Origin of the sequence: Paractinoplanes toevensis (assembly GCF_018332695.1) — a bacterium.
In the GTDB taxonomy this organism is placed as follows: Bacteria; Actinomycetota; Actinomycetes; order Mycobacteriales; family Micromonosporaceae; genus Actinoplanes; species Actinoplanes toevensis.
Map to the genome: position 1 here is coordinate 14,500 of NZ_BOQN01000011.1, position 26,713 is coordinate 41,212.

The window sequence follows — 26,713 nt, forward strand, 5'->3', positions numbered from 1 at the left end:
GGACTCGTCGCGCGGGCGGCTGTGCCAAACTCTGGCGATGGGATGGCTGCGGCGGCGTGATCCGCAACTGCTGGCGGTGCGCCGGGCCGCTCGGGTCACCCTGGTCGCCTGCCTCGGTTTCTACGTCTGCCGCTATCTGCTCGATACTCCGGCCATGGCGCCCTACGCGCTGTTCGGGGCGGTCGCGCTGGGTGCGCTGTCGCAGATCCCGGGTACGCCGAGGCGCCGCGCGGGCACCCTGATCGCCGTACTCCCGGTGGCCTGGCTTCTGGTTTCGCTCGGGACTCTGCTGAGCGTGAGCAATGTGGCCGCCGCGGCCGGGATGTTTCTGTTCGGGTTCGTGGTCAGCTATGTGGGGGTGGGCGGGCCGCGGCTGGCCGGGCTGGCCGCCGGCATGCAGCTGCTCTACATCCTGCCCTGCTTCCCGCCCTACGACCCGGGGTCGCTGCCGTCCCGGCTGGCCGGGGTGACCTGCGCGATCGTGCTGCTCGCGGTGGCCGAGGTGGCGCTCTGGCCGGATCCGGTGCCGACGCCGTACACCGCGCGGCTGGCCGATGCGATCGACAGCCTCGCCGACTGCCTGTCCGCGGTGGCCGACTCCTGGGAGCACGGTTCCAAGGAGCGGCTGGCCGAGTTGCTGCCGGAGGCCACCGACCGGGCCGACGCGCTGCGGCCCTCGCGGCTGCCGCCGCTGCAGCGGCCCGCGTCGGCGGGGCGGCGGGATCGCGCGCTCAGCGCCGCGGCGGGCACGGCCCGCCTGCTGCTCGGCCGGGCCGTCGATCTTTTCTTCGTCGAGCAGCGCGGGGCGGTCACGCTGCCGGCGGCAACCAATTTGGTACGCCGGACCGCCGGCTGTACGGCGTCGGCCGCGGCGTGGCTGCGGGGCCGGGGGCCGTTGCCGGACACCGATCAGGTCGCGGCCGCGCTCAGCGAGTTCCGGGTGGCCCGGATGAACACCGACCCGGGCGGCATCCCGCCGGAGCGGCTGCGGCTCGGTGCGCTCGCCCTGGCGCTGGGGGAGTGGACGAAGTCCCTGGTGGTGGCGATCCGGCTGGCGGCGGGGGAGCGGCCGGCGCACGCCGATCCGACGGGACCGTTCTGGTACGCGTACCGAAGCACCCCGAGCCTTTATTGGCACCGCCTGCGGGAAAATCTCACGCCTCGCTCCGTCGCCTTTCAGGGCGCGCTGCGCCTGGCCGCCGCCCTGGCGGTGGCCCGGCTGCTGGCCGGGGAGCTGGATCTGTCGCACGGGTTCTGGGTGTTGCTGACCATCCTGACGGTGCTGCGCACGTCGGCCGCCGAGACCCGGTCGGCGCTGCGGCCCGCCCTGGTCGGGACGGTGGCCGGGTCGCTGGCGGCGGCGGTGCTGCTGGTGGTGGGCGTGCATCCGACGGTCTACGCGGTCGTGTTGCCGGTGGTGATGCTGGTCGGGTTCGCGGCCGGGCCGCTGCTCGGGCTGGGCTGGTCGCAGGCGCTGTTCACGCTGGTCATCACGCTGGTGTTCGCGCAGGTCACGCCGGTCGACTGGCGGCTCGCCGAGGCCCGCGTGCTGGACGTGCTGGTGGGGGCGGCGATCGGGGTGCTGGCCGGACTGTTCGCCTGGCCGCGCGGCGGGGGCGGGGAGCTGCACCGGGCGGCCGGCACGTTCCTGGGCTCGTCGGCGGAGGTGATCCGGGAGACGGTCGCGGTGATGGCGGACGGCCGGCCGCCCGGCGCGGCTCTGCCGCGGGCCCGGCTGGCGGGGCAGCTCGCGGACGCGTCGTTCGCTCTGTACCAGAGCGAACGTCACTCCGCGGCCGCGGTGGACTGGCAGGCGACGCTGCTGGCCGGCCACCATGCGGTACGCGGTGCGGAGGCACTCGTGCGGTCCTGCCCGGCCGGCGGTCTGCTGCCGTGCGTGGCCCCGCTGACCTCGGCGGCGGACGACGTGGCCGGCCGATACGACCGGGCCGCGGCCGACCTGCTGGCCCATCGCCGCACCCTGGTCGAGCCGGTGCCGGCCGCGGTGGAGTGGCCCACCGACCTGGGTCAGGACCTCTACATCATCGCCGACCTGCGGGTCTGGCTGGACGGGCTGCGCGAGGACCTGGGCCGGATCCCGGGGCTTCCGGAGCCGGGCGACGACCTGCGGGTCCGGGTCTCCCGGGTGGCCGACGGGGCCAGTTGATCGTTTTCCGAAAAACCTGAAATAAGCGCGTCTATCAGACATTCTGCCCAGGTGGTGCAGCGTGCGGGGCCCAGCCGGGCCGAGGTCACCCAGGGTGTGAACGAGCGCCTGGACGCCACCCTGCACGCCTACCCGGGACTGCGGCTCGAGGTCGTCCCGGCGCAGTTCCTGCGCACCCCGGAAACCACGTCCGGCATCCGCATCCTGCGCGGCGGGCGGCTGCCGGAGGCCGGTGACGAGGTGTTCGAGGTGGTCGCGGAGCTGTGGCGGGACGCCGGCGCCCACGTCGAGGACGCCGCCGGGCTGGACGGGCGGCTGCTGGTCGCGCAGGACCAGGCCGGTTACGTGATCTCGCTGGTGCGGCATTCGGGGGACGACCCGATCCTCACCGTCGCCTCGCCGCCGATCCCGCAGCCGTTCCTGGACCGCGGCCTGGTCGCCGGCCTGTCGGCCGGGCTCGGCGCCGGCTGTCTGGGGCCCTGCGTCAGCACGGTGGTGCCGTCCGCGGTCATCCCGGCCCTGGTCGGCGCGCACCTGACCTACTGGGCCTGGGTTCCGCTGTTCCTGCTGGTCGCGGGCGGCAGCCTGTATTTCCCGGAGACCCGGCGCTTCGGCACCGGCATGGTCATCGGCGGCGTACTCGTCGGGCTGCCGATCGTCGCGATGTTCGGTTAGGCCGCGTCCCGGCTCGGGTCCGGCCCCGCAGCGTGTCTTCGCGCCGCGGCGCCTCCGTGGCACACGGTGTACTGGTACTCCACTACACCGATCCAGAAGGCTTCGAGGCATCGACGTGATCAACTTCCGGTTTTATGCGCTGGCACTCGCCTCTGTTTTTGCCGCCCTGACCATCGGCCTGGTCCTGGGTACCGCCGTGGCCAACGGGCCGGTGACCGACGGCCTCAAGGATCAGACCAGCGTGTTGAGCAGGAACCTGAGCAATCAGCGGGACGAGAACCAAAAGTTGCTGGCGGAATTGAAACGCGATCAGAACTTCGCCACGGAGGTCGCTCCGGCGTTGCTCGGCGGCAAGCTGTCCGGCCGGAAGCTGCTGGTGGTCGCGCTGCCCGGCTCCTCCGAGTACGCCGACGACGTGGTCGCCATGCTCACCATGGCCGGCGCGACAATCACCGCACAGCTCGCCGTCCACGACCGGTTCTTCGATCCGGCGGCAGCGTACGAGCTGCTCGACCTGATCCACCGGACAGGGCGGCCCACGGTGCCGATCGACGGACTTCCGGCCAACTCCGACGCTGTCGAGACGGCCGGCGCTCAGCTCACGCTCGCGCTTCTGCAGCACCCCGACAGCCTCCCGGCACCGGCCGACGTAACGGCGGTGATCACCGCGTACGCGAAAGCTGATTTTCTGAGCGTCGGTGACACTGCTGCCGGCGGCGCTGAGGGCGCCGTCATCATCTCGGGCGAACCGTTCTCCGACAAACACGCAACCGAGATGAACCGATCAGCAGTCACCTTGTCGACCCAGTTCAGCCTGAACAAGCCACTCGTCATAGCCGGCTTCGGCCCGGGCGACGGCAATCTCATCGCCGCCGTCCGGCGCACCCCGAAACTGGCCGGGACGATCTCGACCATTGACAACGCCGGATTCCCGAAGGGCCAGGTCGCGACCGGCCTGGCTACTGCCGAGCGGATGGTGCAAGGCAAGGTCGGCCAGTACGGCAACGACGTCGGCGCCACCTCCGAGGTGCCCAAAGCCGCCGCCTGAACGTGGTACCTAGGCCGCGTCCCGCTGGGCGCGGCGGCTGCCGCCGCCAAGTTCCTTCGTCTCCCGCTTGGCGTCGTACATCGCCGTGTCGGCGCCGCGCATCAGGTCGTCGTAGGCGTCCGCGTCGTCGGGGTAGAGCGCGATGCCGACGCTGCCGCCGATCCGTACCTGCGCGCCGTCGATGCCGAACGGCTCGCGCAGCCGGTCCACGATGCGCCCGGCCACCCTGGTCGCGATCTCCTCGTCCGGGTCGTGGGTCAGCAGGATCGCGAACTCGTCGCCGCCGAGGCGGGACACCACGTCGTTGTCGCGCACCGTCCCGAGCAGCCGCTTGGCCACCTGCTGCAGCAACTCGTCGCCGGCCTGGTGCCCGGCGGTGTCGTTGACCTCCTTGAAGCCGTTGAGGTCGAGCAGCATGAGGGCGACCCGGCCGCCGGTCGAGGCGGCCGAGGCGACCGCGTGCTCGGCACGTTCCAGCAGGTAGGAGCGGTTCGGCAGGCCGGTCAGCGAATCGTGGAAGGCCTGGTGGCTCAGCTGCGCCACGTGCGCCTGGGCGGCCTGGCGCATGCCGGCGCTGTCGACGATCAGCGCGCCCTCGACCGAGAGCTGCTCGGCCAGGATGCGGTCGCGGCTGGTCCAGTCGCGGGTCCGGTCGGCGTCGCCGCACAGGATCATGCCGACGCACCCCTGGCCGGACATCATCGGGATCGCAATGTACGACTTGAGGCCCATGGTGCGCACGAAACCGCCGGTCAGCACGGCGGCGGCGGTGCTGTCCGAGACCAGCGCGGGCTGGCCCTCGCTGATCGCCCGCCACACCGGGGAGTCGGTGGCGGCGCTGCCGATCAGGTGCCGGAAGCGGGTGTCGCCGTCGGGCAGGCCGACGCTGTGCACGTACCGGATGTTGCCGTCGCCGTCGACCAGGCACAGCGCGGCGAAGTCGGAGCGGAACGCCTCGGCCGAGCAGGTGACCAGGGTGCGTCCGGCCGCCTCGACACTGGTGGCCGCCATGCCCTGCTCGAACAGCCGCCGGATGGTGGTGGAGACGTGCGACAGGAACTGCCGCTGCTTCTCCGCCGCGATGCCCTGCAGCGTGGTGGCGAAGTGCAGGGCGAGCGAGGAGAGCGTCTCCGGGCGCAGCGCGGTCAGGTCGGTGCCGGTGAGCAGCAGCACGCCGACGGTCTGCCCGCCGATACGCAGCCGGATCGCCATCCGCTCGCCGTCGACCAGCGGTGCGGCGCCGGCCGCCATCCGGAACACCTTGCCCGCGGTGAGCAGGTCCCGGCCGCCGGCCGCGCCGACCCGGGCGGTCGGGTTGAGCAGGCCGGTCTCGGAGTCGAGCTCGAAGACGGTCGCGGCGGTCAGCCCGGCCGCCTTCTGCAGGAAGGGTTCGACCAGGTCGAGCACGTGCTGGACGGACGGGGTGTCCTTGGTCATGAACGCGACCAGGCCGGCGAGCAGGGCATCCTGCGGGTCGCCGGGGGCGCTGTGCGCCACCGGTGTCGCCGGTGCGGCGCCCATCGGCCGCACACCACTGCTCACGCTCATGGCCCTAAAGGTCGGCACTGCCGGCGGGCGGTTGAGTGGCCATCCGCGCAGGGCCGGTCGCAGTTCGGTTGCGCCTTGCCTCCTTGTACATAGATCGCCATGAAACCTTGACGAAACCTGAGCAATGTTGTTGAGCTGTGTTGGCTCATGGTGAAACACGAGCGCACTCTTCCGCTCCGAAGGGAAAACGCGCGTGACAAAACATGTCCGGGGCCGGTGGCTACTGGCCGCCGCGTCCGCCTCCGCCCTCCTCCTGAGCTTCTCCTCGGCCCCCGCCAGCAGCGCGCCCGGCGCCGGTGACGCGGCCGCCCCGGCCGCACTCACCTCCGCGGTGCGGGCCGACCCCACCGCCTGGCACGCCGGCATCCCGCCGCTGGCCACCCCCTGGACCAACAAGGTCGGACCGAACAACGCCCTGCCCGAGTACCCGCGGCCGCAGCTCACCCGGGACCGCTGGCAGAACCTCAACGGGGTCTGGGAGTTCGCCAAGGCGAACACCGGCGAGGCGGTGCCGGCCGGTAAGTCGCTGGGCGAGCGCGTTCTCGTCCCGTACCCCATCGAATCTGCCCTTTCCGGCATTCAGCGCCACGAAGATCGCATGTGGTACCGCCGCACCTTCACCGTCCCGGCCGGCTGGAAGGTGGGCAGCGGCAACCGGCTCCAGCTGCACTTCGGGGCGGTCGACTACGACGCCCGGGTGTATGTGAACGGCGTCCAGGTCACCACCCACCGCGGCGGTTACGACGGGTTCGACGTCGACGTCACCGACGCGCTCACCACCGGGCCGCAGGAGCTGATCGTCTGGGCCGAGGACCTCACCGACGCCACCGGCCAGCCGATCGGCAAGCAGCGCCGCACCGGCGACCGCGGCATCTTCTACCAGGGCAGTTCCGGCATCTGGCGGACGGTCTGGATGGAACCGGTGCCGGCCGCCTCGATCACCTCGCTCGGCATCACACCCTCGGTCTCCGGCGGCAACGTCAAGATCAAGGTCAACACCTCGGGGGGTACGGGTCTCAGCGCGCGGGTCTCCGTGAAGGGTGGCGGCTCGCTCGTCGGGGCGGCCGACACCGTGCTGACCGTGCCGGTGCCGCGCGCCCGCCTCTGGTCGCCGGACCATCCGTACCTCTACGACCTGTCGGTTTCGCTGATCTCGAACGGCCGGACCGTCGACTCGGTCGGCTCGTACTTCGGGATGCGCGAGGTCGGCACCGCGGCCGGTGCCGACGGGAAGCTGCGGATCACCCTCAACGGGAAGATCCTGTTCAACCAGGCCAACCTCGACCAGGGGTTCTGGCCGGACGGGCTGAACACCGCGCCCACCGACGCGGCCCTGCGCTGGGACCTCGAGCAGGACAAGGCGATGGGCTTCAACGCGGTGCGCAAGCACATCAAGGTCGAACCGGACCGCTGGTACTACTGGGCCGACAAGCTCGGCCTGCTGGTCTGGCAGGACATGCCGGCCGCCAACACCGGGCCGATCCCGGTCGAGTGGCGTCCGCAGTTCGAGTCCGAGCTGCACGAGATGGTTCGCGAACACCAGTCCTGGACCTCGATCATCGCCTGGGTGCCGTTCAACGAGGGCTGGGGCGAGTGGAGCCGGGAGGACACCGGGCGGATCGCCACGTCGGTGCAGGAGCAGGACCCGTCCCGGCTGGTCAACGCGCACAGCGGGGTGAACTGCTGCAACTCGCACGGCGACTCCGGCGCGGGTGACGTGATCGACTTCCATCAGTACCTCGGGCCGGCCACACCGGCGCCCTCCGGCACCCGGGTCGCCATCGACGGTGAGCACGGCGGGTTCGGGCTCAAGACGTCCAACCACATGTGGTTCGGGGACGGTCAGGCGTACGAGATGGAACCGGATTCTTCGGTGTTGACCGCCAAATACGTGGCCAATCAGGAGGCGGTGATCACCTCGGCCAAGTACTGTGGGATCAGCGCCGCCATCTACACCCAGATCACCGACGTCGAGGGGGAGCTGAACGGCTTCTTCACCTACGACCGGCAACTCGCCAAGATGGACCTGCGGCAGGTGCGGGCGATCAACAAGAAGATCATCGCCTCGGCCGACGGGTCCGGGGCCAACGTGCCGCAGCCGCCGGCCGGGACGCCCGGCCTGACCGGGATCGCGTTCTGGCCGCTCGACGGGTCGTTCGGGTCGCTGACCCCGGTCGGCGGGCCTGGGTTCGTGGACGGACATAACGGGCAGGGCGTCTCGTTCGACGGAGGTACTCAGTACCTCGACGCCGGGAAACCGGTGCTGAACACCGCCTCCGACTACTCGGCGGCGGCCTGGGTGAAGCTCGACAAGGCCGACGGCGCCTTCCAGACGATCATCAGCCAGGACGGGCCGTCGAACAGCGACTTCTTCCTGCAGTACTCCGGCGCCGACCAGAAGTTCGCGATGAGCTTCGCCGGCGTACGGGCGCTCGCCGGGTTCAAGCCGGCGGTCGGCCAGTGGTACCACCTGGTCGGGGTGCGCGACACCGTCAAGGGCGAGCTGCGGCTCTACGTCGACGGGGCGCTCGCCGGCACGGCCGGCGCGTGCATGCCGCAGGCGGCGCCGACCGGCAACACGGTGATCGGGCGCGGCAAGTACGGCGGTAACCCGGTCGACTACCTCGACGGGGTGGCCGACCAGGTGCACCTGTACGACCGGGCGCTGTCCGCCGCCGAGATCCAGCAGCTGTTCGTCTCCGGCAGCTAGATCCGGATGGAGCGGGGCCGACCCATCGACCCCGCTCCATGCTGGACGATCTACGACACATTCGGGCGTTTGCGCTGCTCACGGGCTTACTTTGACGGCATGACGGAACTGCGCATCTCGACGTTCAACCTCGAGAACTTCGACGAGACCCCGGACCTGGCCGACCGGATCGTCCTCATGCGGCCGCAGATCCAGCGGCTGCGCGCCGACATCGCCCTCTTCCAGGAAGTGCACGGGCAGGAACGGCCCGGCCAGCCGCGCGCCCTGCACGCCCTGCGCTCCTTGCTGGGAAGCACCAACCTGGCCGACGCCGAGCTCGTCAGCACCAAGCCCAAGGACGACGGCGTCTACAACGAGCGCAACCTGGTCGTCGCCACCCACCTGCCGGTGCTCTCCCGCCAGCAGCTGCGCAACGAGCTGGTCGCCGCGCCCACCTACCGCCGGCTCACCGCCACCCCACCCGACCAGTTCGCCATCGAGATCGGCGTCGAACGCCCCATCCTGCACGTCGAGCTCAACGCCGGCGGCCGCCCGCTGCACGTGATCAACGTGCACCTCAAGTCGAAGCTGCCCACCGACATCCCCGGCCAGATGGTCGACTCGTTCACCTGGCGCAGCGCCGACTCGTGGGCCGAGGGCGCCTTCATCTCCTCGATGAAACGCATGGGCCAGGCCCTCGAGGTGCGCCGCCTGGTCGACCAGATCCTCGACCGCGACCCCGACGCCCGCATCGTCGTCGGCGGCGACTTCAACGCCACCCCCGAGGAGATCCCGGTGCTGGCCATCCGCGGCCAGGTGGAGGACACCGGCAACGGCGCGCTCTCCGGCCGGGTGCTCGTCCCGATCGAGCAGACCGTCCCGGAGTCGAGCCGGTACACGCTGTTCCACCAGGGCCAGGGCAACATGCTCGACCACATGCTGGTGACCCGCAACCTGCTCGCCTTCTACCGCGGCTCGGAGATCCACAACGAGCTCCTGCACGACGAGTCCCAGTCCTTCGCCACCGACCGCAAGTACCCCGAGTCCGACCACGCGCCGGTGGTGGCCACCTTCGACCTGCCCTGACGTGCACCGCCGGTCGCCGCCTGACTACCTGTTCGGGTGGCGACGGGGGTGTGGCGTCATCGCCGGTTCCGGCTGTTCTGGACCGACGACACGATCAGCGCGGCCGGCGGGGCACTGTCCCTGGTCGCGCTCCCGCTGCTGGCACTCGAGGCGCTGCACGCCTCGGACACCGAGGTCCGCGATCCGCCAGGCGATCACCCCCACCCAGCTGCTGGGCCGGGTCAACGCCGTGGTCAAGAGCCTCTCCTACGGCGCTACCACGCTGGGCGCCCTGCTCGGCGGTATCGCGGCGGCCTGGTCCTGCCCGCGCCTCGTCATCGCCGCGGCCGCCCTGCTCTCCGCGACCGCCACGTTCTTCCTCCCCGGCTTCCCGGTCGACAACCGGCGCGGCGTCGGCGAACTGGGGCTTACCGATCGGCCGACCGCGGAGACCGTGCTGGATCATTACGAGTCGTGGCGCTCCAACCGGGCGGCGCGCAAGGGTGGGAAGTGAGCCAGTGGGGAGCGGCATGACCGAGCGGGAGACGTTGACCTGGGACGACTTCGGGCGGGCCGGCCGTGAGCTGGCGCAGCAGGTCGTCGATGACGGCTATCGGCCCGACCTGATCCTGGCGATCGCCCGCGGTGGGCTGCTTCCGGCCGGGGCGGTCAGTTATGCCCTCGACGTCAAGAACCTGCATCTGGTCAACGTCGAGTTCTACACCGGGGTCGACGAGCGGCTGGACCTGCCGGTGATGCTGCCGCCGGTGCCGCAGACCGTGGACCTGTCCGGCGCGACCGTGCTCATCGTCGACGACGTCGCCGACACCGGCGCCACCCTCAAGCTGGTTCGCGACTACTGCGAGGGGCATGTGGCCGAGGCTCGCTGCGCGGTGATCTACGAGAAGCCGCGCTCGATCGTGCGGTGCGAGTATGTCTGGTCCCGCACCGACAAGTGGATCAATTTTCCCTGGTCGAGCCGGCCATCGGTTATCCCGGCCTGACACCCCGCCCGCAGGCGGGGGACGGCCTTTCGGTGCAGCGAGGCCGGGCCCCTCGCCGGGACGCCGCTGTGCGTTTGGGGGAGGGGAACACCGTACGGCTAAAAGGTTTTTGCCTGTTCGGTCTGTCGCCGTGCCTCGGTGACGTCGGCCATCAGGTCGTCCCAGATCTCATCGGGGCGGAACGGTGGCAGTGACAGGCGCGGGGCGATGCGGGCGTTCGCGTATTCCCACCAGGCGGCCGCGCGGACCGGCCAGAGGCCGACCCGGATCGCGCCGGCCAGGAAGCAGCGGTGGGCCAGCAGGGTGGCGGCCAGCATGTCCGCCTCGAGGCCCTCCTCGTCCTGCGCCTTGCCGAAGGCCCGCACGTCGCGGTGCATCTCGGAGTAGGCGATCAGGCTGGGCATCGCGGGGACCCGCAGCTCGGCGCCCTCGTCGAGCACGGCGTCGGCGTAGACCGGGGTGAAGACGAAGTCGTCGGTGGTGACGATCAGCGGGAGGATCTCGCGGTGCCGGCGGATCTCCAGCTGGACGGCGGGCTCACCGGTCGGCACGAAGACCGCGGCCGCCTCGGTGACGTCGTCCGGCTCCACGACGGCGGTTTCGCCCAGGGCCGGCTGGTGGATGTTGACCGCGCCGCGGCGGACTTTCACCTGGGCGGAGGGGACCTCTTCCAACGCCTCGAGCAGTTCGAAAATCCGCATGCGCCCGTTATACGACACCCGGGCCAGCGATCTGCCGCGGCATGCCGTGGCCCCTACCGCCGAGGACCTCGGAGGATCCAACAAATGTTTCCGAGGAGTATCTGAGTGATTGCGGTGGGAGCGCTCCCATGTAATGCTGTGCGAACAGCCGGGAGCGATGCCCCTCGATACGCGAACGGCTGATCCCCCGGGCGCCAAGGGGCGCCGTCGCATGTCTCGAGGAGCCACCACATGAGACCTGTCCTCATCCGCGGACTGACCGCGGCCGCCGCGGCCTCACTGGTCGCCGGTGTCGGCATCTTTGCCGCCACCAGCGCGAGTGCGGCCGCCGGTTGCCGGGTCGACTACTCGGTGAACCAGTGGTCCACTGGCTTCACCGCGAACGTCACCGTCACCAACCTGGGCGACCCGATCTCGAACGGCTGGAACGTTACCTGGGCTTTCCCGGGCAACCAACAGGTCACCCAGGGCTGGAGTGCCACCATCACCCAGTCCGGTGCGAACGTCACGGCGGCCAACCCGTCCTGGTCCCCGGCGCTCGGCACCAACGCCACCGCCAACTTCGGCTTCAACGCCAACTACTCCGGCACGAACACCGCGCCGTCGTCGTTCAAGCTCAACGGTACGGCCTGTACGGGCAGCGCCCCGACCACGTCGCCGACCACCGGGCCCACGACGCCGCCCACCACCACCCCGACCACGCCGCCCACCACCCCGCCGACCAGCGGCCCGACCGGTAACCCGGGCGCCAAGGTCGACAACCCGTACTCGGGTGCCAAGGGCTACGTGAACCCGGAGTGGAAGGCCAAGGCCGACGCCGAGGCCGGTGGCAGCCGCGTCTCGAACAACCCGACCGCTGTCTGGCTGGACCGGATCGCCGCCATCGAGGGCACCGACGACAGCAGCTCCAACGGTTCGATGGGTGTTCGCGACCACCTGGACGCCGCGCTCGCGCAGAACGCCGGCTACATCCAGTTCGTGATCTACAACCTGCCCGGCCGGGACTGCGCCGCGCTCGCCTCCAACGGTGAGCTGGGCGTCAACGACCTGCCCCGCTACAAGTCGGAGTACATCGACCCGATCGCGGCGATCGAGGCGGACGCCAAGTACGCGTCGCTGCGGATCATCAACATCGTCGAGATCGACTCGCTGCCGAACCTCGTCACCAACACCTCCGGCCAGGCCGGCGGCACGGCGACGTGCGACACGATGAAGGCCAACGGCGGGTACGTGCAGGGTGTCGGTTACGCCCTGAACAAGCTCGGCGCGCTCGCCAACTCGTACAACTACGTGGACGCGGCGCACCACGGCTGGATCGGCTGGGACTCGAACTTCGGCCCGACCGCCGACATCATGCTGCAGGCCGCGCAGGCCTCCGGCAGTGTCAACAACGTCACCGGGTTCATCACCAACACGGCGAACTACTCGGCCCTGCAGGAGCCGTACGTGCAGCCCACCACCACGGTCGGCGGCACCAGCGTCCGGCAGTCCAAGTGGGTCGACTGGAACCAGTACACCGACGAACTGACGTTCGCCCAGGCGTTCCGGACGAAGCTGGTCTCGGTCGGCTTCAACTCGAACATCGGCATGCTGATCGACACCTCCCGCAACGGCTGGGGCGGTTCGGCCCGGCCGACCAAGGCGAGCTCCTCGACGGTCGTCGACACCTACGTCAACGAGTCGCGCATCGACCGCCGCATCCACGCCGGTAACTGGTGCAACCAGTCCGGTGCGGGTCTCGGCGAGCGTCCGAAGGCCGCTCCGGCCACCGGCATCGACGCGTACGTCTGGGTCAAGCCCCCGGGTGAGTCCGACGGTTCCTCCTCGCTGATCCCGAACGACGAGGGCAAGGGCTTCGACCGGATGTGCGACCCGACGTACACCGGTAACGCCCGCAACGGCAACAGCATGTCGGGTGCGCTGCCCAACGCGCCGATCTCCGGTGCGTGGTTCTCGGCCCAGTTCCAGCAGCTGATGGCCAACGCCTACCCGGCGCTCTAGTAACACCCCCCGCGTTACCCGCCCCCATAAACGCCGGGCCCCGCTCTCTTCCCACGAGGAGCGGGGCCTGGTGTTTTTTCCGGTACGATAGTGAGCATGGCTCATTATGATGATGACTCATATAACGCCGCCCTGGACCGGTTGCTGCTGCTCACGGTCATGCTCAACGACGACATGCAGCGCGGGCTGGCCACCGACGGGCTCACCCCGTCCCGCACCTCGCTGCTCTGGACCCTGCGCCGCATCGGCCCGTGCCCGCAGCAGGCCATCGCCGCCGCCATGCAGGTCAGCCCGCGCACGGTGACCGGGCTTGTCGACGGCCTCGTCGCGACCGGCTTCGTCACCCGCGAGCCGGACCCGGGCGACCGGCGAGCCGTGCTGGTGACCTTCACCCCGAAAGGCACGGCCGCCGTCGACTCGCTGATCGCCCAGCAGCGCGAGTTCAGCCGGCAGCTGTTCGCCGCCATGCCCCCGGAGCGGTTCGACGGCCTGGTCGCGGGGCTCGACGACGTGCTGGGCACCCTGCACGCCCTCGGCCTGAGGAGCCCGTTCTGATGCGCCTCGTCAAGTTCGTCATCAGGTACGAGATCCGCCTGTGGATCGCCCTGTTCCGCTGGGTCCTCCGCCGCCCGCCGCGGCTCCCGGCCGGCACCGCCCGCTTCCACTACTCCGGGGCCGTGACGATGATCCTGGCGGTGCTGCTGTTCGTCTCGGCCATCGAGATCCCGATCCTGCATCTCATGCTGCCGTGGGAGACCGTCCGGGTCATCTCGGTGATCATCGGCTGCTACGGGCTGTTCTGGATGGTCGGCCTGCTCGCCACCATGCGCGTCTACCCGCACCTGGTCGGGCCGGACGGGCTGCGCATCCGCAACAGCATCACCCTCGACCTCCCGATCGCCTGGCCCGACGTCGAGTCGATCCGGGTCCGGCCCCGGTCGATGCCGCCCGGCGGGCAGACCCAGGTCGAGGACGGTGTGCTGTCGCTCGGCATGGCGAGCGGGACGACGGTCGACCTGGTCCTCGCGCGGCCGCTCGTCGTGCCGGTGAAGAAGACCCGCGGCGAGCCGGTCACCCAGATCCGCTTCCACGCCGACGACGCCGACGGGCTGGTTGCGGCGGCCCGGGCCGTCCTGCACACCGAAGTGAGCTAAGAAGATCGGGTGGACATTCAGAAGGTCGCCTGGACGGCCGCCGGGCATCGGCTCACCGCGGCGGCCGGCAGCGTGGTGGGCAACCACTACGACGACAACTACGACGTCGTACACCTGGAACCCGGCCGTCCGCTGGCGGTCCTGGCCGACGGCATGGGTGCCGGCGCCGGCAGCGCCGCCGCCGGGCGGACGGCGGTCGACGTCTTCGCGCGCGCCGAGTCGGCTCCCGCCCCGGCCGCGCTGCGGCAGGCGGTCGCCTCCGCCCAGGCCGAGGTACGCCGAGCCGCCCGCACCCTGGACGAGCTGACCGGCTGCACCCTGACCGCGTTCGTCGCGCTCGCCGCCGAGGAGTCGGCGTGGATCGTGCAGATGGGCGACTCCCGGGCCTACCGGCTGCGCGAGGGCCTGCTGGAGCTGCTGACCGTCGACCACACGATCGCCTGGCTCGGCCTCCTGCACGGCTGGTTCACCGCCGACTCGGACGAGGCCAAGATGGCGCGGTACCGGCTGACCCGCTACGTCGGTCACCCCCAGGACCCGTCACCGGACATCCTGAACGTCGACCTGCTGGCCGGCGACGTCTATCTGCTGTGCACGGACGGGGTCGCCGACCAGGTCACCTACGAGCGCCTCAACCAGGTGCTCGGCACCGAACCCGACCCGGCCGCGGCTGTCCACCTCATCCTCGCGGACACTCTCGAGGCGGGCGGCGCGGACAACGCCACCGCCGTCGTGATCAAGGTGGAGCAGACGATCTGAGCACCCGGACGGATGACCGATGATCGGGCAAACTGCTCGATCCGTCCGGGCGGCGCGGAGGCGCCCCGGCCCGCGATAGCGTCACCGGCATCACGCGACGTGCCCGTACCGGGCACGTCGTTCGTTGTTTTCCGGCGGAATGTGAGACGTTGGCCATGAAGAAGGTGCTGACGGCGGTCGCGGTGGGTGCGCTGCTGGTGACCGCCGGACTGCTCGCCCCGGGTGCCGAGGCGGCAACCGGCCTCGTCTGGACGGCGTGCACGGACGAGGGCCTGATCGAGGCGGGCGCCCAGTGCACCCGGCTGACCGTGCCGGTCGACCACGCCCGGCCGTCCGGCGCGAAACTCACGCTCGCCCTGTCCCGGGTGCGGCACACCTCGCCGGACAGCGCCTACCAGGGCGTCATGCTGGTCAACCCGGGCGGTCCCGGAGCGCCCGGACTCGGTTTGGCCACGCTCGGCGCGTCCGTCCCGGGCGAGGTCGGCGGCCGCTACGACTGGATCGGCTTCGACCCGCGCGGCGTCGGCGCGAGCAGCCCGGCACTGACCTGCGACCCGGCGGTCAACGGCTACCACCGGCCCTACTACGTGCCGCTCACCAGGACGATCGAGAAAGCGTGGCTCGACCGCTCGCGTGACTACGCCGCCAAGTGCGGCCGGGCCGGCGGTGCCCTGCTCGACCATCTGCGCGGCACCGACATCGTGCAGGACATCGACCACATCCGCCGGGCCCTGGCCGCCCCGAAGATCAATTTCTACGGCTTCTCGTACGGCTCGTACCTCGGTCAGCTCTACGCCACCCGGTTCCCCGGCAACGTCCGCCGGATGGTCCTGGACGGCGTCGCCGACCCGGGGCGCCTCGGATACCGCGGGCAGAACCTCGACCAGGACCCGGGCTTCGACCGCAACATGGGCCTGTTCTTCGACTGGATCGCCAAGCACGACGACATCTACCACCTGGGCACCTCCGGCGCGGCCGTGGAGAGGACCTACTACGCCGAGGAAGCCAGGCTGCGCAGGGCGCCGGCCGGCGGGGTGATCGGGCCGGACGAGCTCAGCGACGCCCTCCTCGACGCCGGCTACGGCGTGCTCGGCTGGGCCGACGACGCGGCCGCCTTCGCGGCCCTGATCAACGACGACGACCCCGGGCCGGTCAAGGACCTGTACGACAGCGCCTACCCGCAGGAGCCCGGCGGTGACAACGGCACCGCCGGCTACCTGGCCACCGTGTGCACCGACTCGAAGTGGCCGCGCGACTACGCGACCTGGAAGCGCGACGCGACCCGGCTGCATCGCGTGGCCCCGTACGAGACGTGGGCGAACGTGTGGTTCAACGCGCCCTGCCTGTTCTGGCCGGCCCGGGCCGCCGACCCGGCCCGGATCGACGGCGGTCAGGCGCCGCCGGTGCTGCTGCTCAGCGAGACGTTCGACGCGGCCACTCCGTTCTCGGGTGCTCTCGAGGCGCGCCGCCGCTTCCCCCGGTCGGTCCTGATCGAGGGGGTGGGCGGCTCCACCCACGCGGCCTCGCTGAACGGGGTCGCCTGCACCGACGATGCGGTGGCGGCCTACCTGCGGGACGGCTCGCTGCCCCGGCGCCTGAACGGCAGCCGCTCCGACAAGCGGTGCGAGCCACTGCCCCAGCCGGACCCGTCGGCGACGACGGCCGCCGACCCGGCCGCGGCAAAGCTCGGGCGGCGGCGCTAGACGCCTTTTGAGGTCAGGGTCGCGAGAATCAAGACCTTTTCCGGTACGGGCAACACCGTCAACAACCGCAACCACCCCCGACCGCCGCCACCCCGCGACCAGCCTGCAACACCGGCACGTGCCGCGACTCTCGCGCAACCACACGGCCACGCCTTGCTCTACCCACCGCTCTGCCCGCAGGGGTTCGGCGGGTATCCGGCCCGCGGTGACGCAGCCGATGCCCTGCCGTGCGCCCGGCATCGCAGACCTTGTGGACTTGCCGCTCTGTCCGCACGGGAGTCCACAAGATCCGAGGTAGCCAGGGGCGGGCCGGGCCCGCCCGTAGCGGGCGCGCGGAGGGTGAGGTGCACCGGCCGGGACCGCGTGCCACGGGACTGAGCCGGCCCGTACGGAAAAGATCTCGAAAGTGCGAGGAAGCCGGGGCTGGGGTCCCGTCCCGTCCGTCGCGCTGGTCCAAACGTTTGACTCCGGACACTAGCCCCGGGTCAGCAGGGCGAGTGCGCCGTCGATGGCGTCGTCGATCGGGGCGGCGTCCGGGTACCAGCGGGCCTCGTGCTCCAGGACGACCGGGCCGGCGTAACCGGCGGCCCGGGCCAGATCCAGGACCTCGCGGCCGGGGACCGCGCCGGTGCCGGGGACCAGGGGAGTGCGGTCCTCGGCCGAGGCGGCGTCCTTGATCTGGATCTCGGCGAGCCAGGGGGCCAGCGCGGCGACGGTCTCGGCCGGGGTTTCCCCCGCCCGCCACGGATGCATGGCGTCCCAGATCGCGCCCACGGCCGGCGGCCGGACGGCGGCGGCCTCCAGCAGGCGGCGCAGGTCGGCGCCGCGCAGGAAAGCGTCGTGGGTCTCGACCAGCAGGCGGACGCCACTGCCGGCGGCCCGGGCCGCGGCGTCGGCCAGCGCCTCGGCGGCCCGGTCGAAGACGTCGGCCGGGACCGGTGACATCGGGCCGGTGCGCAGCGGGTCGGGGCCGCCGGGCATCAGGCGCAGGGCGGGGGCGCCCAGATCCTGGGCCAGCCGCAGGTGCTCGGTGAGGCCGGGGGCGCCGTCGGCCAGCCGGACGTAGGTCGCCAGGCCGATCAGGGTCAGGCCGGCGGCGCGCAGGTCACGGCGCACCCCGGAACGGGCCGCCGCGTTCAGGCCGACATGGACCGGTTCGTCGGCGGCGCAGCGCAGCTGCAGCGCGCCGACGCCGTGCCGGCGCAGCAGCGCGCCGACCTGCGGCAGCGGGAGCCCGGGGCAGCCGAGCGTGGACACCGCGAACACCGGGCTAGTCCCTCGGGGCGAAGTTGCCGTAGATGTGGATGCGCTTGCGTTCGACCGACGTCGCGTACGCCTCGTAGGTGTCGTCGGCCGCGTTGCGGTCGCCGCCGCCCCACTTCGCGGTGAATTTGTACTCGCCGGCCGGCAGCGTGGCGCCGGCCTTCAGCGTGAAGCGGTAGAGCAGGGCGTCCGGCTGCTTCGTCACCGTGCCGGTCACCGTGCCGGCCGCGGAGTCGACGCCCAGCGAGGACAGGCCGGGCGTCAGCGGCACCCGGACGGTCAGGTCCAGCTCGGTCAGGTCGGCGCCGGCCCGCAGGGTCACCACGCTGTCGCCGGAGTCCTCGATCGAGCCGTCGGACCAGAGCGTGCCCTTCTCGACCTGGGTGTCGCCGGGATGGCCGCGCACCGGGCTCGCCGACGGGGTGGGGGCCGAGGTGGGCGCGGTGGTCTCGTCGGGCGCCTGGGTGCGCGGGTGGCTGGTCACCTCGCGGCTCGCGGGGGCGGTCGCGGTGGCCACCACGCTGGGGACGGGGGTGGCCGGCGCCGTGGCCACCGGGGGAGCGGCGGGGGTCGGGTCCTGCGAGTCGGCCAGCGCCCACTTGCCGACGCCGCCGATGCCCAGCACCGTGGCCACCGCCAGGGCCGCGCCGGCCAGCCGGGCCACGCGGCCGCGCGGTTTCGGGCCGGCCGCGCGGTTGGCGGCGATGCGGTTGAGCATCGCCGTGCGGTCGGGGTGGCGGCTGTCGAGAGCCTGGCGCATCTCGTCGCGAAGGAAATCCTCGTGCTGGGAGTTCTGGTGCGGGGAGTTCACCGGGCCACCTCCCATCCGTCGAGGGTGTCCGGCAGGCGGGTGTCCTGCAGCAGGTCGGCCAGTTGTTTCGCGCCGCGGGAGGTCTGGCTCTTCACGGCGCCGACCGAGATGCCGAGGATCTCGGCGACTTCCTGCTCGGGCAGGTCGAACGCGTAGCGCAGCACCACGCAGGTGCGCCGGCGGTAGGGCAGGTGCTTCAGCGCGGTGCGCACGTCCAGCACGGCCGGGACGTCGGGGGTCCGCTCGCGCTCGCCGGCCCAGCCGAGCAACTGCAGGCCGCGCCGGGCGCGGCCCTGCCGGCGGATCCAGTTGCGGGTGAGATTGGCGACGATGCCCCGGGCGTACGCGGCGGGGTCACCGGCCGCATTGACCCGGTCCCAGTGCTTCCATACCTCGGTGAGCGCGTCGGCGGCCAGGTCGTCGGCGGCCGAGGAATCGCCGCTCAGCAGGTAGGCCAGGCCGGACAGCTCCCGGTGGTGCCGTTCGAAGAAGGCGTGGAAGGCCTGGTCGCGCATCTGCCAAGCCCTCCCGGTCGTCGATCGATCAGCCCGACGACGATAGCGTGTCGAGCAGGTCGTCGGCGACGGCCTGAGCCGGTTCCCGGAATGCGGCCTCGAGGTCGCGGAACACCTTCTGCGCGCGGCCGGCCGGCCAGTCGGCGGGCAGGTGCTCGACGGGCAGCCGGGGGTCGCGGCGGATCGCCTCCAGCCATTCGGCGATCAGCGTCAGCCGGGCCGCGAGCGGGTCGCCCGGCATCTCCGATCTGTCCCACCGGGTCAGGAACTCCTCGTAGCGGGCGGCCAGCTCGGACAGGTCGTAAGCATCCGCGATCAGGGCTCCGATGTCGGTGGTGTCGTCGGCCCGCGCCTGCCGGAAGACCCGGGCGTGCGCGGCCAGGCCCAGCTCGGCGACGATCTGCTGGGCGGGCACGTCGCCGGGGGCGATCCACAGGCCACCCTGCACCGGGCCGAAACCCGACCACGCCAGCCGGGACCGCAGGTCGTGCCGCTCGCGCTGCATCGACTCGGGCAGTGAGAAGCTCAGCAGCGTCCAGGTGCCGTCCCAGCGGTCGTTGACCGCGCCGTCCTGCCAGATGCGGGCGCGGCCGTCGTGCAGGATCGCGGTCGAGCGCTCGGTCAGCCCGAAATACATCTTCCGGCCGACCGGGCGGCGTTGCAGCAGGTCACGGCCGACCATGCGGCTCAGCGTGGAGCGGGTGGCGTGGGTGGAGACGCCGGCCCGGCCGAGCACCTCGATGATGCCGCCGGCGCTGAGGCTCGCACCCCGGTCGAGCGCGTACGTGCCGAAGAGCATCAGCATCAGGGTCTGCGGTTGCATGGCCCAATGTTAGGCACATTCTTGACGGCCGTGAAGGAGACGCCTAACTTCAGAAACGTGGACGACATCAATCTGACCGGCAAAGTGGCCATCGTGACCGGCAGCGGGCGGGGGCTGGGCCTCGCGTACGCCAAAGCTCTCGCCGAGGCCGGCGCCAAGGTCGTGGTGAACGACGTGGACGCGGCGGCCGTGGCCGCCGCGGTGAAGGAGATCGGCCCGGCGGCGTTCGGGGTGACCGCCGCCATCGGCGACACCGCCAGTGCGGACGCCCTGGTCGCGGCCGCGGTCGAGCAGTTCGGGCGGCTCGACGTGCTGGTCACCAACGCCGGCATCCTGCGCGACCGGGTGCTGTGGAAGATGAGCGACGACGACTTCGACGAGGTCGTGAAGGTGCACCTGCGCGGCACCTTCACCTGCGCCCGGGCCGCCGCGGTGCGGATGCGCGAGCAGGGCGAGGGCGGCCGGATCATCCTGATCTCGTCGCCGGCCGGGCAGCGCGGCAACTTCGGCCAGACCAACTACGCGGCGGCCAAGGCCGGCATCGCCGCGATGGCCCGCACCTGGGCGCTCGAACTGGCCCGCAACGGCATCACGGTCAACGCGGTGGTCCCGGTGGCGGCGACCGCGATGACCCGGACCATCCCGGCGTTCGCGCCGGTGATCGACGAGGCCGAGCGGACCGGGCAGCCGTTCCCCGCGTGGCTGCGCCGCGACGAGGGCCTCGGCACCGTCGAGGACGTCACCGGGCTGATCGTCTTCCTCGCCTCCGGCGCGGCCCAGGACATCACCGGGCAGGCGATCGGGATCGGCGGCGACCGGCTCGCCCTCTGGTCACACCCGTCGGAGAAGGCGGTCGCCTTCGCCGAGGGCGGTTGGAGCGCCGAGGCGATCGCTTCCGCCTGGGCGAACGGTGTCGGTTCGGAGCCCGAGACGTACGGGATCCCCGCCCCGAAACCACCGGCGGCGTGACGATGGACCTCGACTCACTCGTCGCCATCGACGTGCACACGCACGCCGAGGTGGGCGCCGACGGGCAGAGTTCGCTGAGCCCGGCGCTGATGGCGGCCTCGGCGGCGTACTTCAAGGCGCAGGGGCACCGGCAGCCGACGATCGACGAGATGGCCGCCTACTACCGTTCGCGATCGATGGCGGCGGTCGTGTTCACGGTCGACGCCGAGCACCTGACCGGGCACCCGGCGATCTCCAACGCCGAGGTCGCGTCGTCCTGCGCCGCCCACCCGGACGTGCTGATCCCGTTCGCCAGCATCGACCCGCACAAGGGGCGCGCCGGTGTCCGCGAGGCTCGGCGGCTGGTCGCCGAGTACGGGGTGCGGGGCTTCAAGTTCCACCCCTCGCTGCAGGGGTTCTCGCCCGACGACCGGATCGCCTACCCGCTCTACGAGGCGATCGAGGAACTCGGGGTGCCGGCGCTGTTCCACACCGGGCAGACCGGGATCGGTGCGGGCGTGCCGGGTGGCGGCGGGATCCGGCTGCGCTACTCCAACCCGATGCTCGTCGACGACGTGGCCGTGGACTTCCCGGAACTGCGGATCATCCTGGCCCACCCGTCCTTCCCCTGGCAGGACGAAGCCCTCGCGGTCGCCACCCACAAGCCGTACGTCTACATCGACCTCTCCGGGTGGTCGCCCAAGTACTTCCCGCCGCAACTCGTCCGGTACGCCAACACGCTGTTGCAGGACAAGGTGCTGTTCGGGTCGGACTATCCGGTGCTGACCCCCGATCGCTGGCTGGCCGACTTCGAGAAGCTCGAGATCAAGCCGGCCGTCCGTCCCAAGATCCTCAAAGAGAACGCGGCCCGGTTGCTGGGCCTTTCCCCCAAGGAGACCTCCGCATGATCACCGTCAACGGCCTCGACGAGCTCAAGGCGCTCGTCGGCAAGGACCTCGGCCACAGCTCCTGGCTGGAGATCACCCAGGAGCGGGTCAACACGTTCGCCGACGCCACCGGCGACCAACAGTGGATCCACGTCGACGTCGAGCGGGCCGCGGCCGGGCCGTTCGGCGGGCCGATCGCGCACGGGTACCTGACGCTGTCGCTGGTCATCCCGCTGTTCAGCGAGATCCTCAAGATCGAGGGCATCAAGATGGGTATCAACTACGGGCTCGACAAGGTGCGCTTCCCCAATCCGGTGCGGGTCGGCTCGAAGATCCGGCTGGGCGCCAAGGTGGTCTCGGTCGACGACGTGCCCGGCAACGGCACGCAGACCGTCTTCGACTTCACCGTCGAGATCGACGGGGTCGACAAGCCGGCCTGCGTGGCGCGCCCGGTCTACCGGCACTACGCCTGAGTCATGCGTAACGCCGGATTAGGGTCGTGGCCCTCGCGGCGCGCGGCCATCTCTCCCGGGCGGGCTGCGCTGATCTTCGGGGATCGGGTGACGACCTACGCGGAGCTGCATTCGCGGGTCGGGCGGCTCGCCTCGCAGCTGCGGGCGGCCGGGGTGGCGCCGGGGGACCGGGTCGCCTATCTGGGGCCCAACCACCCGGCGTTCGTGGAGACGATGTTCGCCACCTACGTCGTCGGCGGCGTGTTCGTGCCGCTCAACTTCCGGCTCACCGCGCCCGAGATCGACTATCAGTTGCAGAACAGTGGGGCCGGAGTTCTGGTCTACGGGCCGGAGTGTGCCGCGACCGTGCGGGAGTCGAAGCAGGTCGCGTCGCTGCTGCGGGTCGTGCCGCTCACGGCGTACGAGCAATGGCTGGCGGACGGCGAACCGGAAGCGGCGGCAGTGGCCGTGAGCCTCGACTCGCCGGCCTGCATTCTCTATACGTCGGGGACGACGGGACGCCCGAAGGGCGCCGTGCTCACCCACGGCAACGTCATCTGGAACTGCTACAACCTGCTGGTCGGGGTGGATGTCGCCGGCGACGAGGTGACGCTGATCAGCGCGCCCCTCTTCCACGTGGCGGCACTCAACCAGTGCCTGCTGCCGACGTTCCTCAAGGGCGGCACCTCGGTGATCATGCCGTCGTGGGGGACCGACGAGTGCTTCGACATGATCGCCGAGCATCGGGTGACCTGGATGTTCGGTGTGACCACGATGTATGCCGGGCTGGCGCAGTCGCCGCGGTGGGCGGACGCCGACCTGACCTCGGTGCGCAACTTGATCGTCGGCGGCGCCTCCATCCCGCCCGAGCTCATCCGGATCTATCTCGCCCGGGGGCTCACGTTCTGTCAGGGCTACGGGATGACCGAGACGGCGCCGGGGGCGACCTTCCTGGAGGCACCGGAGAGCGCCGATCACGTCGGATCGGCGGGTGTGCCGGTGTTCTTCGCCGACGTGCGCTGCGTGCGGCCCGACCTCAGCCCGGCCGATCCCGGCGAGCCGGGGGAGGTGCAGGTGCGCGGCCCGAACGTCACGCCCGGCTACTGGGACGACCCGGCCGCCAGTGAGCAGTCGTTCGCCGGGGACGGCTGGTTCCGGACCGGGGACATCGCGGTGGTCGACGACGACGGGCACTACCGGATCGTCGACCGGCTCAAGGACATGTTCGTCTCCGGCGGGGAGAACGTGTACCCGGCCGAGGTGGAGTCGGCGATCTTCGAGCATCCGGCGGTGGCCGAGGCGGCGGTGATCGGGGTGCCCGACGAGAAGTGGGGCGAGGTGGGGCGGGCGTTCGTCGTGCTGGCCCCGGCGCAGTCGCTGACCGCCGACGATCTGCGGGCGTTCCTGGCCGGCCGGCTCGGTCGCTACAAGATCCCGAAGTACGTCGACGTGGTGGATGACCTGCCCCGAACCGGATCCAACAAGGTGCGCAAGGCGCCGCTGCGGGAGATACCGCTGCCGGGCTGAGCGGTCAGTGTGCCGAAGCGGCCGCCTGGCCCGCCGGGGCCGGGCGGCCCAGGAAGAAACCCTGACCCAGCGGTACGCCGCACTCGACCAGCGCGTCGCGCTGCTGGGCCGACTCGATGCCCTCGGCGATCACCGTGCAGTCGTTGGCCCGGGCGAACTCGACCAGGGAACGGATCGCGGCCTGCCGTGCGGTCTCGGTCTCGACGCCGGCCAGGGTGGCCCGGCCCAGCTTGACGAAGCTCGGCTTCACCGCCTCCAGCCGGGCCAGGGTGTCGTAACCCGCGCCGGCGTCGTCGATCGCCACCCGTACGCCGTCGGGCAGGCCGGCCAGGTCGGCGCCGGCGGCGTCGCTGACGTCCAGGACCAGCGGGCGGTTCGCCTCGGCCAGCAGCGGCTCCAGGACCCGCTTGCGGCGCAGCAGGTCGCCGGAGACGTTCACGGCCAGCCAGGTGCCCGGCGGCAGTGCGGTCGCCGACGCCAGGGCGGCCCGGACCAGCGCCGCGTCCAGATCGATCTGCATGCCGTGCGCGGCCGCCTCGGCCAGGCCACCCTGCGGGCTGCTGCCGTCGGCGAAGCGGGTGAGTGCCTCGTAGCCGACCACCTCGCCGGAATCCAGCTCGGCGATCGGCTGGAAGACGGTGAAGAAGGTGAACTCCTCGAACGAGTTCGCGGCGGAGCGGGCCGCGCGGTCCTCGGCGTGCGTCGCGCGCACCGCGACCAGGCCGGACGTGCCGCCCCGGTCGGACCGGTAGTGCAGCACCGACGCCCAGTCGCCGATCGCGCCGTTCGGCAGGGTCACCGGGCCGTTGGCCGGCGCCTTCTCGGTTGTCCGCGGCTTCGGCTTGACCGGCCGGTAGAGCCAGTCCCGGATGTGCGTGGCGAAGTCGACGATCGTGTTGCCGACCCCGACGAACGCCACCATCGCGTACGTGGACAGGATGACGTTCAGGCCGGCGAAGACCAGGTTGGCCCAGCGGTGCAACTGCACGTCCTGCACTACCGTGTAGGCGCACAGGGCGATCAGGGCGATCGGGGCCAGCAGGTAGGTGCTGGCGGTGGTCGTCCGGTCGCGCACCTTCGGCGTACGTTTGAAGGCGCTCTTCTCCCCGGTGAGCAACTGCAGCAGCGACGCGAAGCTGCCCGACAGGTTGACCGGGAGCAGGATCAGGTTGAAACCGTAGATCCGCAGAATGTCCACGCGCCGGTAGCCGAGGTATTTCAGGTCCGCGCTCATCATCAGGAAGTACGGCACCGACACCAGCAACAGCATCGGATTGAGCAGGTCGGCGTTGAACGGGTAGGCCAGCATGATCAGCAGGCAGACCGAGCTCCAGAAGATCGACGCCATGTAGTTGACCCGCAGGAAGTACTCGCCGAAGCGGTTCTTGCCGCCGCGCGCCCGCCGGGCCCGGAACTGGTCCTTCAGCCGCGACAGGATGAGCAGGCCACCGTTCGCCCAGCGCTGCCGCTGGATGCACAGCGAACCGAAGTCCGGCGGGGTCGCGCTGTAGGCCATCCGCTCCGGGTAGTTGTAGAGCGTCCAGCCGTGCACCCCGAGGTCGATCGTCGATTCGGTGTCCTCGATGACCGTACGATCCTGAATGTAGCGTTTGATCTCCCAGTCACCCTCGTAGGAGATCTCCCGGATGTCGTCGAGGGCACGCTTGCGGATCACCGCGTTCGCGCCCACCCAGAACGTCGCCCCGTAGTGCGTCATGCCCTGGTGCACGATGTGCTGGATGTCGGTGGTGGCGCCGGAGATCCGCTCGATCCGGGTCGCCGAGCCGGGATAGGCGCTGTACGGGGTCTGCGCCACCGCGTCGGCCGCGTGCGCGCCCTGCTCCAGCAGGTGCACCAGGCGCAGGGCGTACTCGGGCAGGATCACGCTGTCGGCGTCCAGGGTGAGCACGTAATCGGGATCCGGGACGGTCAGCTCGGCCCGCCCCGGCCCGGCCGGCACCAGCGCGACCCCCAGCGGGGTGGCCACCTCCTGGTAACCGCTGCCCATCAGGCCGATGTAGCTGTTGAGGTTCATCGCCTTGTTCGGCTCGTGCGACAGCGACACGTAGCGCTTGCGCTCGAAGGCGCTCAGCTCGCAGTCGAAGATCGCCAGCAGCCGGCGGTAGAGCTGCTCCAGCCGCGCGGCCGGCAGCTCGGCGTTCTCCTCGGCGCCCTGCTCCAGCGCCTCCCCGACGGTGGCCAGGTCGGCGGCGATCCGGTTGACGATGTGCTCGACGAAGAACGCGTCGGTGTGGTCGACCATCTCCTGGCGGGCGCCCAGCCCGGCCAGCCAGCCCGCCGCGTACCGGTACTCGGCGGCCAGGTCCCGCATCCGGTCGCCGTTCTCCTCGGCGCGGAACCGCTCGTACGCCGCCTTGATCTTCTCGAACGGAACGGCCAGTTCGGCCTCGAGCCGGCCCGGCAGCGCCCGGGCGGCCAGCAGCAGGTCGCGGTTGGCCCGGGTCTTCGGCTGCTGCGGATCGTCGACCAGCAGCACCACCCGCAACCCCGGGTACTCCTGCAGCGCCGCCGACAGCAGCGTGGTGCGGATGACCCGCTCGTCCTCCTGGTAGGAGGGCACCAGCACGGTCACCGTCGGGGTGTGCCCGGCCAGGAAGTTGTCCAGCGCGATCCGCGGCGCCCGGTGATGGGCCCGGCTGCGGTAGAAGAAGCCGATCCGGGTGATCAGGTATGCCGTCGCGGAGCCGGCCAGAGCCGTCACCACCAGCATGTAGACGATCGCCTCGACCACCAGCCGCGCCGAGTCGGCGTGCCCGGCGACGAACTGCTCGATCACCGTGTAGGCGATGTAGCAGGCCCACACCCCGATGGTCAGCACGATCGCGAGCCGGCCCCGGGCGATCCGGCCCTCCGAGACCGGCGGCGCCACCAGAGGATGCGGCTCGGACCGGCGATCTGAGCCCCATTGCCGCTGCATGTGTGCCCCAATCTTCCGCTTCTCCCATCGGCCGG

The 26,713-nt window shown here is 71.1% G+C and carries 23 protein-coding genes; 16 read left to right on the plus strand and 7 right to left on the minus strand.

The window, feature by feature from the left end; translation table 11 throughout:
- Positions 1–37: 37 nt before the first annotated feature.
- From Ato02nite_RS04455 to Ato02nite_RS04465, 3 genes are all read left to right on the plus strand, one after another.
- The gene (locus Ato02nite_RS04455) at positions 38–2,167 is read left to right on the plus strand and encodes an FUSC family protein (protein WP_213005073.1); all 2,130 of its coding nucleotides are present in this window, start codon (positions 38–40) and stop codon (positions 2,165–2,167) included.
- 51 nt (positions 2,168–2,218) lie between these two features.
- Positions 2,219–2,842, plus strand: coding sequence for a hypothetical protein (locus Ato02nite_RS04460; RefSeq protein ID WP_213005074.1), 624 nt, complete (start codon positions 2,219–2,221; stop codon positions 2,840–2,842).
- A gap of 115 nt (positions 2,843–2,957) precedes the next feature.
- Positions 2,958–3,890, plus strand: coding sequence for a copper transporter (locus Ato02nite_RS04465; protein ID WP_213005075.1), 933 nt, complete (start codon positions 2,958–2,960; stop codon positions 3,888–3,890).
- A 9-nt stretch (positions 3,891–3,899) separates the two neighbouring features.
- On the opposite strand, the gene Ato02nite_RS04470 is transcribed toward Ato02nite_RS04465, so the two are convergent.
- Positions 3,900–5,438, minus strand: a complete 1,539-nt coding sequence (locus Ato02nite_RS04470) for a sensor domain-containing diguanylate cyclase (protein WP_246606078.1) — start codon at positions 5,436–5,438, stop codon at positions 3,900–3,902.
- A gap of 193 nt (positions 5,439–5,631) precedes the next feature.
- Here Ato02nite_RS04470 and Ato02nite_RS04475 point away from each other — a divergent pair, with 193 nt between their 5' ends.
- The 4 genes from Ato02nite_RS04475 to Ato02nite_RS04490 all read left to right on the plus strand — a co-directional run bounded on the left by Ato02nite_RS04475 (position 5,632) and on the right by Ato02nite_RS04490 (position 10,196).
- A complete protein-coding gene (locus Ato02nite_RS04475; RefSeq protein WP_213005076.1) occupies positions 5,632–8,148 on the plus strand; it encodes a LamG-like jellyroll fold domain-containing protein in 2,517 nt (838 codons plus the stop codon).
- 99 nt (positions 8,149–8,247) lie between these two features.
- A complete protein-coding gene (locus Ato02nite_RS04480) occupies positions 8,248–9,213 on the plus strand; it encodes an endonuclease/exonuclease/phosphatase family protein (protein ID WP_213005077.1) in 966 nt (321 codons plus the stop codon).
- Between the two features lie 229 nt (positions 9,214–9,442).
- A complete protein-coding gene (locus Ato02nite_RS04485; protein WP_213005078.1) occupies positions 9,443–9,706 on the plus strand; it encodes a hypothetical protein in 264 nt (87 codons plus the stop codon).
- Positions 9,707–9,722: 16 nt separating this feature from the next.
- A complete protein-coding gene (locus Ato02nite_RS04490) occupies positions 9,723–10,196 on the plus strand; it encodes a phosphoribosyltransferase (protein ID WP_213005079.1) in 474 nt (157 codons plus the stop codon).
- Positions 10,197–10,294: 98 nt separating this feature from the next.
- Here the strand turns inward: Ato02nite_RS04490 and Ato02nite_RS04495 are convergent, their stop codons facing one another.
- Entirely contained in the window at positions 10,295–10,897 is a 603-nt protein-coding gene (locus Ato02nite_RS04495) for a hypothetical protein (protein WP_213005080.1), read from the minus strand.
- Between the two features lie 231 nt (positions 10,898–11,128).
- Between Ato02nite_RS04495 and Ato02nite_RS04500 the strand changes: the two genes are divergently transcribed.
- The 5 genes from Ato02nite_RS04500 (at position 11,129) to Ato02nite_RS04520 (ending at position 16,514) form a co-directional block, all read left to right on the plus strand.
- Positions 11,129–12,898, plus strand: coding sequence for a glycoside hydrolase family 6 protein (locus tag Ato02nite_RS04500; protein ID WP_213005081.1), 1,770 nt, complete (start codon positions 11,129–11,131; stop codon positions 12,896–12,898).
- A gap of 96 nt (positions 12,899–12,994) precedes the next feature.
- Positions 12,995–13,453 carry a MarR family winged helix-turn-helix transcriptional regulator gene (locus tag Ato02nite_RS04505; RefSeq protein ID WP_213005082.1) on the plus strand — a complete coding sequence of 153 codons (459 nt, stop codon included), beginning with the start codon at positions 12,995–12,997 and terminating at the stop codon, positions 13,451–13,453.
- The gene (locus tag Ato02nite_RS04510) at positions 13,453–14,052 is read left to right on the plus strand and encodes a hypothetical protein (protein WP_213005083.1); all 600 of its coding nucleotides are present in this window, start codon (positions 13,453–13,455) and stop codon (positions 14,050–14,052) included. Before Ato02nite_RS04505 ends, Ato02nite_RS04510 begins: the two co-directional genes overlap by 1 nt.
- 9 nt (positions 14,053–14,061) lie before the next feature.
- Entirely contained in the window at positions 14,062–14,811 is a 750-nt protein-coding gene (locus Ato02nite_RS04515) for a PP2C family protein-serine/threonine phosphatase (protein WP_213005084.1), read from the plus strand.
- Positions 14,812–14,966: 155 nt separating this feature from the next.
- Positions 14,967–16,514: an alpha/beta hydrolase gene (locus tag Ato02nite_RS04520; protein WP_213005085.1), complete on the plus strand. Its 1,548-nt coding sequence runs from the start codon at positions 14,967–14,969 to the stop codon at positions 16,512–16,514.
- A gap of 474 nt (positions 16,515–16,988) precedes the next feature.
- On the opposite strand, the gene Ato02nite_RS04525 is transcribed toward Ato02nite_RS04520, so the two are convergent.
- Genes Ato02nite_RS04525 through Ato02nite_RS04540 form a run of 4 tightly spaced genes read right to left on the minus strand, consistent with a single transcriptional unit; the run spans position 16,989 to position 19,926 of the window.
- Positions 16,989–17,780, minus strand: coding sequence for a sugar phosphate isomerase/epimerase family protein (locus tag Ato02nite_RS04525; protein ID WP_213005086.1), 792 nt, complete (start codon positions 17,778–17,780; stop codon positions 16,989–16,991).
- Positions 17,781–17,784: 4 nt separating this feature from the next.
- A complete protein-coding gene (locus tag Ato02nite_RS04530; RefSeq protein ID WP_213005087.1) occupies positions 17,785–18,588 on the minus strand; it encodes a hypothetical protein in 804 nt (267 codons plus the stop codon).
- On the minus strand, positions 18,585–19,103 hold the full coding sequence (locus tag Ato02nite_RS04535) for a SigE family RNA polymerase sigma factor (protein ID WP_213005088.1): 519 nt from the start codon (positions 19,101–19,103) through the stop codon (positions 18,585–18,587). Before Ato02nite_RS04535 ends, Ato02nite_RS04530 begins: the two co-directional genes overlap by 4 nt.
- Positions 19,104–19,131: 28 nt before the next feature.
- Complete coding sequence (locus Ato02nite_RS04540; protein ID WP_213005089.1) at positions 19,132–19,926, minus strand: PaaX family transcriptional regulator; 795 nt, start codon at positions 19,924–19,926, stop codon at positions 19,132–19,134.
- Positions 19,927–19,983: 57 nt separating this feature from the next.
- Here Ato02nite_RS04540 and Ato02nite_RS04545 point away from each other — a divergent pair, with 57 nt between their 5' ends.
- From Ato02nite_RS04545 to Ato02nite_RS04560, 4 genes are all read left to right on the plus strand, one after another.
- Positions 19,984–20,895, plus strand: a complete 912-nt coding sequence (locus tag Ato02nite_RS04545; protein ID WP_438873011.1) for an SDR family NAD(P)-dependent oxidoreductase — start codon at positions 19,984–19,986, stop codon at positions 20,893–20,895.
- A gap of 2 nt (positions 20,896–20,897) precedes the next feature.
- Positions 20,898–21,782 carry an amidohydrolase family protein gene (locus Ato02nite_RS04550; protein ID WP_213005216.1) on the plus strand — a complete coding sequence of 295 codons (885 nt, stop codon included), beginning with the start codon at positions 20,898–20,900 and terminating at the stop codon, positions 21,780–21,782.
- On the plus strand, positions 21,779–22,234 hold the full coding sequence (locus tag Ato02nite_RS04555) for a MaoC family dehydratase (protein WP_213005090.1): 456 nt from the start codon (positions 21,779–21,781) through the stop codon (positions 22,232–22,234). The genes Ato02nite_RS04550 and Ato02nite_RS04555 overlap by 4 nt, the downstream gene beginning before the upstream one ends.
- Before the next feature lie 87 nt (positions 22,235–22,321).
- A complete protein-coding gene (locus Ato02nite_RS04560; RefSeq protein ID WP_246606080.1) occupies positions 22,322–23,740 on the plus strand; it encodes an acyl-CoA synthetase in 1,419 nt (472 codons plus the stop codon).
- A gap of 4 nt (positions 23,741–23,744) precedes the next feature.
- Here Ato02nite_RS04560 and Ato02nite_RS04565 read toward each other — a convergent pair whose 3' ends face one another.
- On the minus strand, positions 23,745–26,630 hold the full coding sequence (locus tag Ato02nite_RS04565; RefSeq protein WP_281419687.1) for an EAL domain-containing protein: 2,886 nt from the start codon (positions 26,628–26,630) through the stop codon (positions 23,745–23,747).
- Positions 26,631–26,713 lie beyond the last annotated feature (83 nt).

Coding starts and splice junctions, on each gene's coding strand:
- Ato02nite_RS04455 (WP_213005073.1), top strand. CDS start 38: ATGGGATGGCTGCGGCGGCGTGATCCGCAACTGCTGGCGGTGCGCCGG.
- Ato02nite_RS04470 (WP_246606078.1), bottom strand. CDS start 5,438: ATGAGCGTGAGCAGTGGTGTGCGGCCGATGGGCGCCGCACCGGCGACA.
- Ato02nite_RS04480 (WP_213005077.1), top strand. CDS start 8,248: ATGACGGAACTGCGCATCTCGACGTTCAACCTCGAGAACTTCGACGAG.
- Ato02nite_RS04490 (WP_213005079.1), top strand. CDS start 9,723: ATGACCGAGCGGGAGACGTTGACCTGGGACGACTTCGGGCGGGCCGGC.
- Ato02nite_RS04495 (WP_213005080.1), bottom strand. CDS start 10,897: ATGCGGATTTTCGAACTGCTCGAGGCGTTGGAAGAGGTCCCCTCCGCC.
- Ato02nite_RS04500 (WP_213005081.1), top strand. CDS start 11,129: ATGAGACCTGTCCTCATCCGCGGACTGACCGCGGCCGCCGCGGCCTCA.
- Ato02nite_RS04505 (WP_213005082.1), top strand. CDS start 12,995: ATGGCTCATTATGATGATGACTCATATAACGCCGCCCTGGACCGGTTG.
- Ato02nite_RS04510 (WP_213005083.1), top strand. CDS start 13,453: ATGCGCCTCGTCAAGTTCGTCATCAGGTACGAGATCCGCCTGTGGATC.
- Ato02nite_RS04520 (WP_213005085.1), top strand. CDS start 14,967: ATGAAGAAGGTGCTGACGGCGGTCGCGGTGGGTGCGCTGCTGGTGACC.
- Ato02nite_RS04535 (WP_213005088.1), bottom strand. CDS start 19,103: ATGCGCGACCAGGCCTTCCACGCCTTCTTCGAACGGCACCACCGGGAG.
- Ato02nite_RS04540 (WP_213005089.1), bottom strand. CDS start 19,926: ATGCAACCGCAGACCCTGATGCTGATGCTCTTCGGCACGTACGCGCTC.
- Ato02nite_RS04550 (WP_213005216.1), top strand. CDS start 20,898: ATGGACCTCGACTCACTCGTCGCCATCGACGTGCACACGCACGCCGAG.
- Ato02nite_RS04555 (WP_213005090.1), top strand. CDS start 21,779: ATGATCACCGTCAACGGCCTCGACGAGCTCAAGGCGCTCGTCGGCAAG.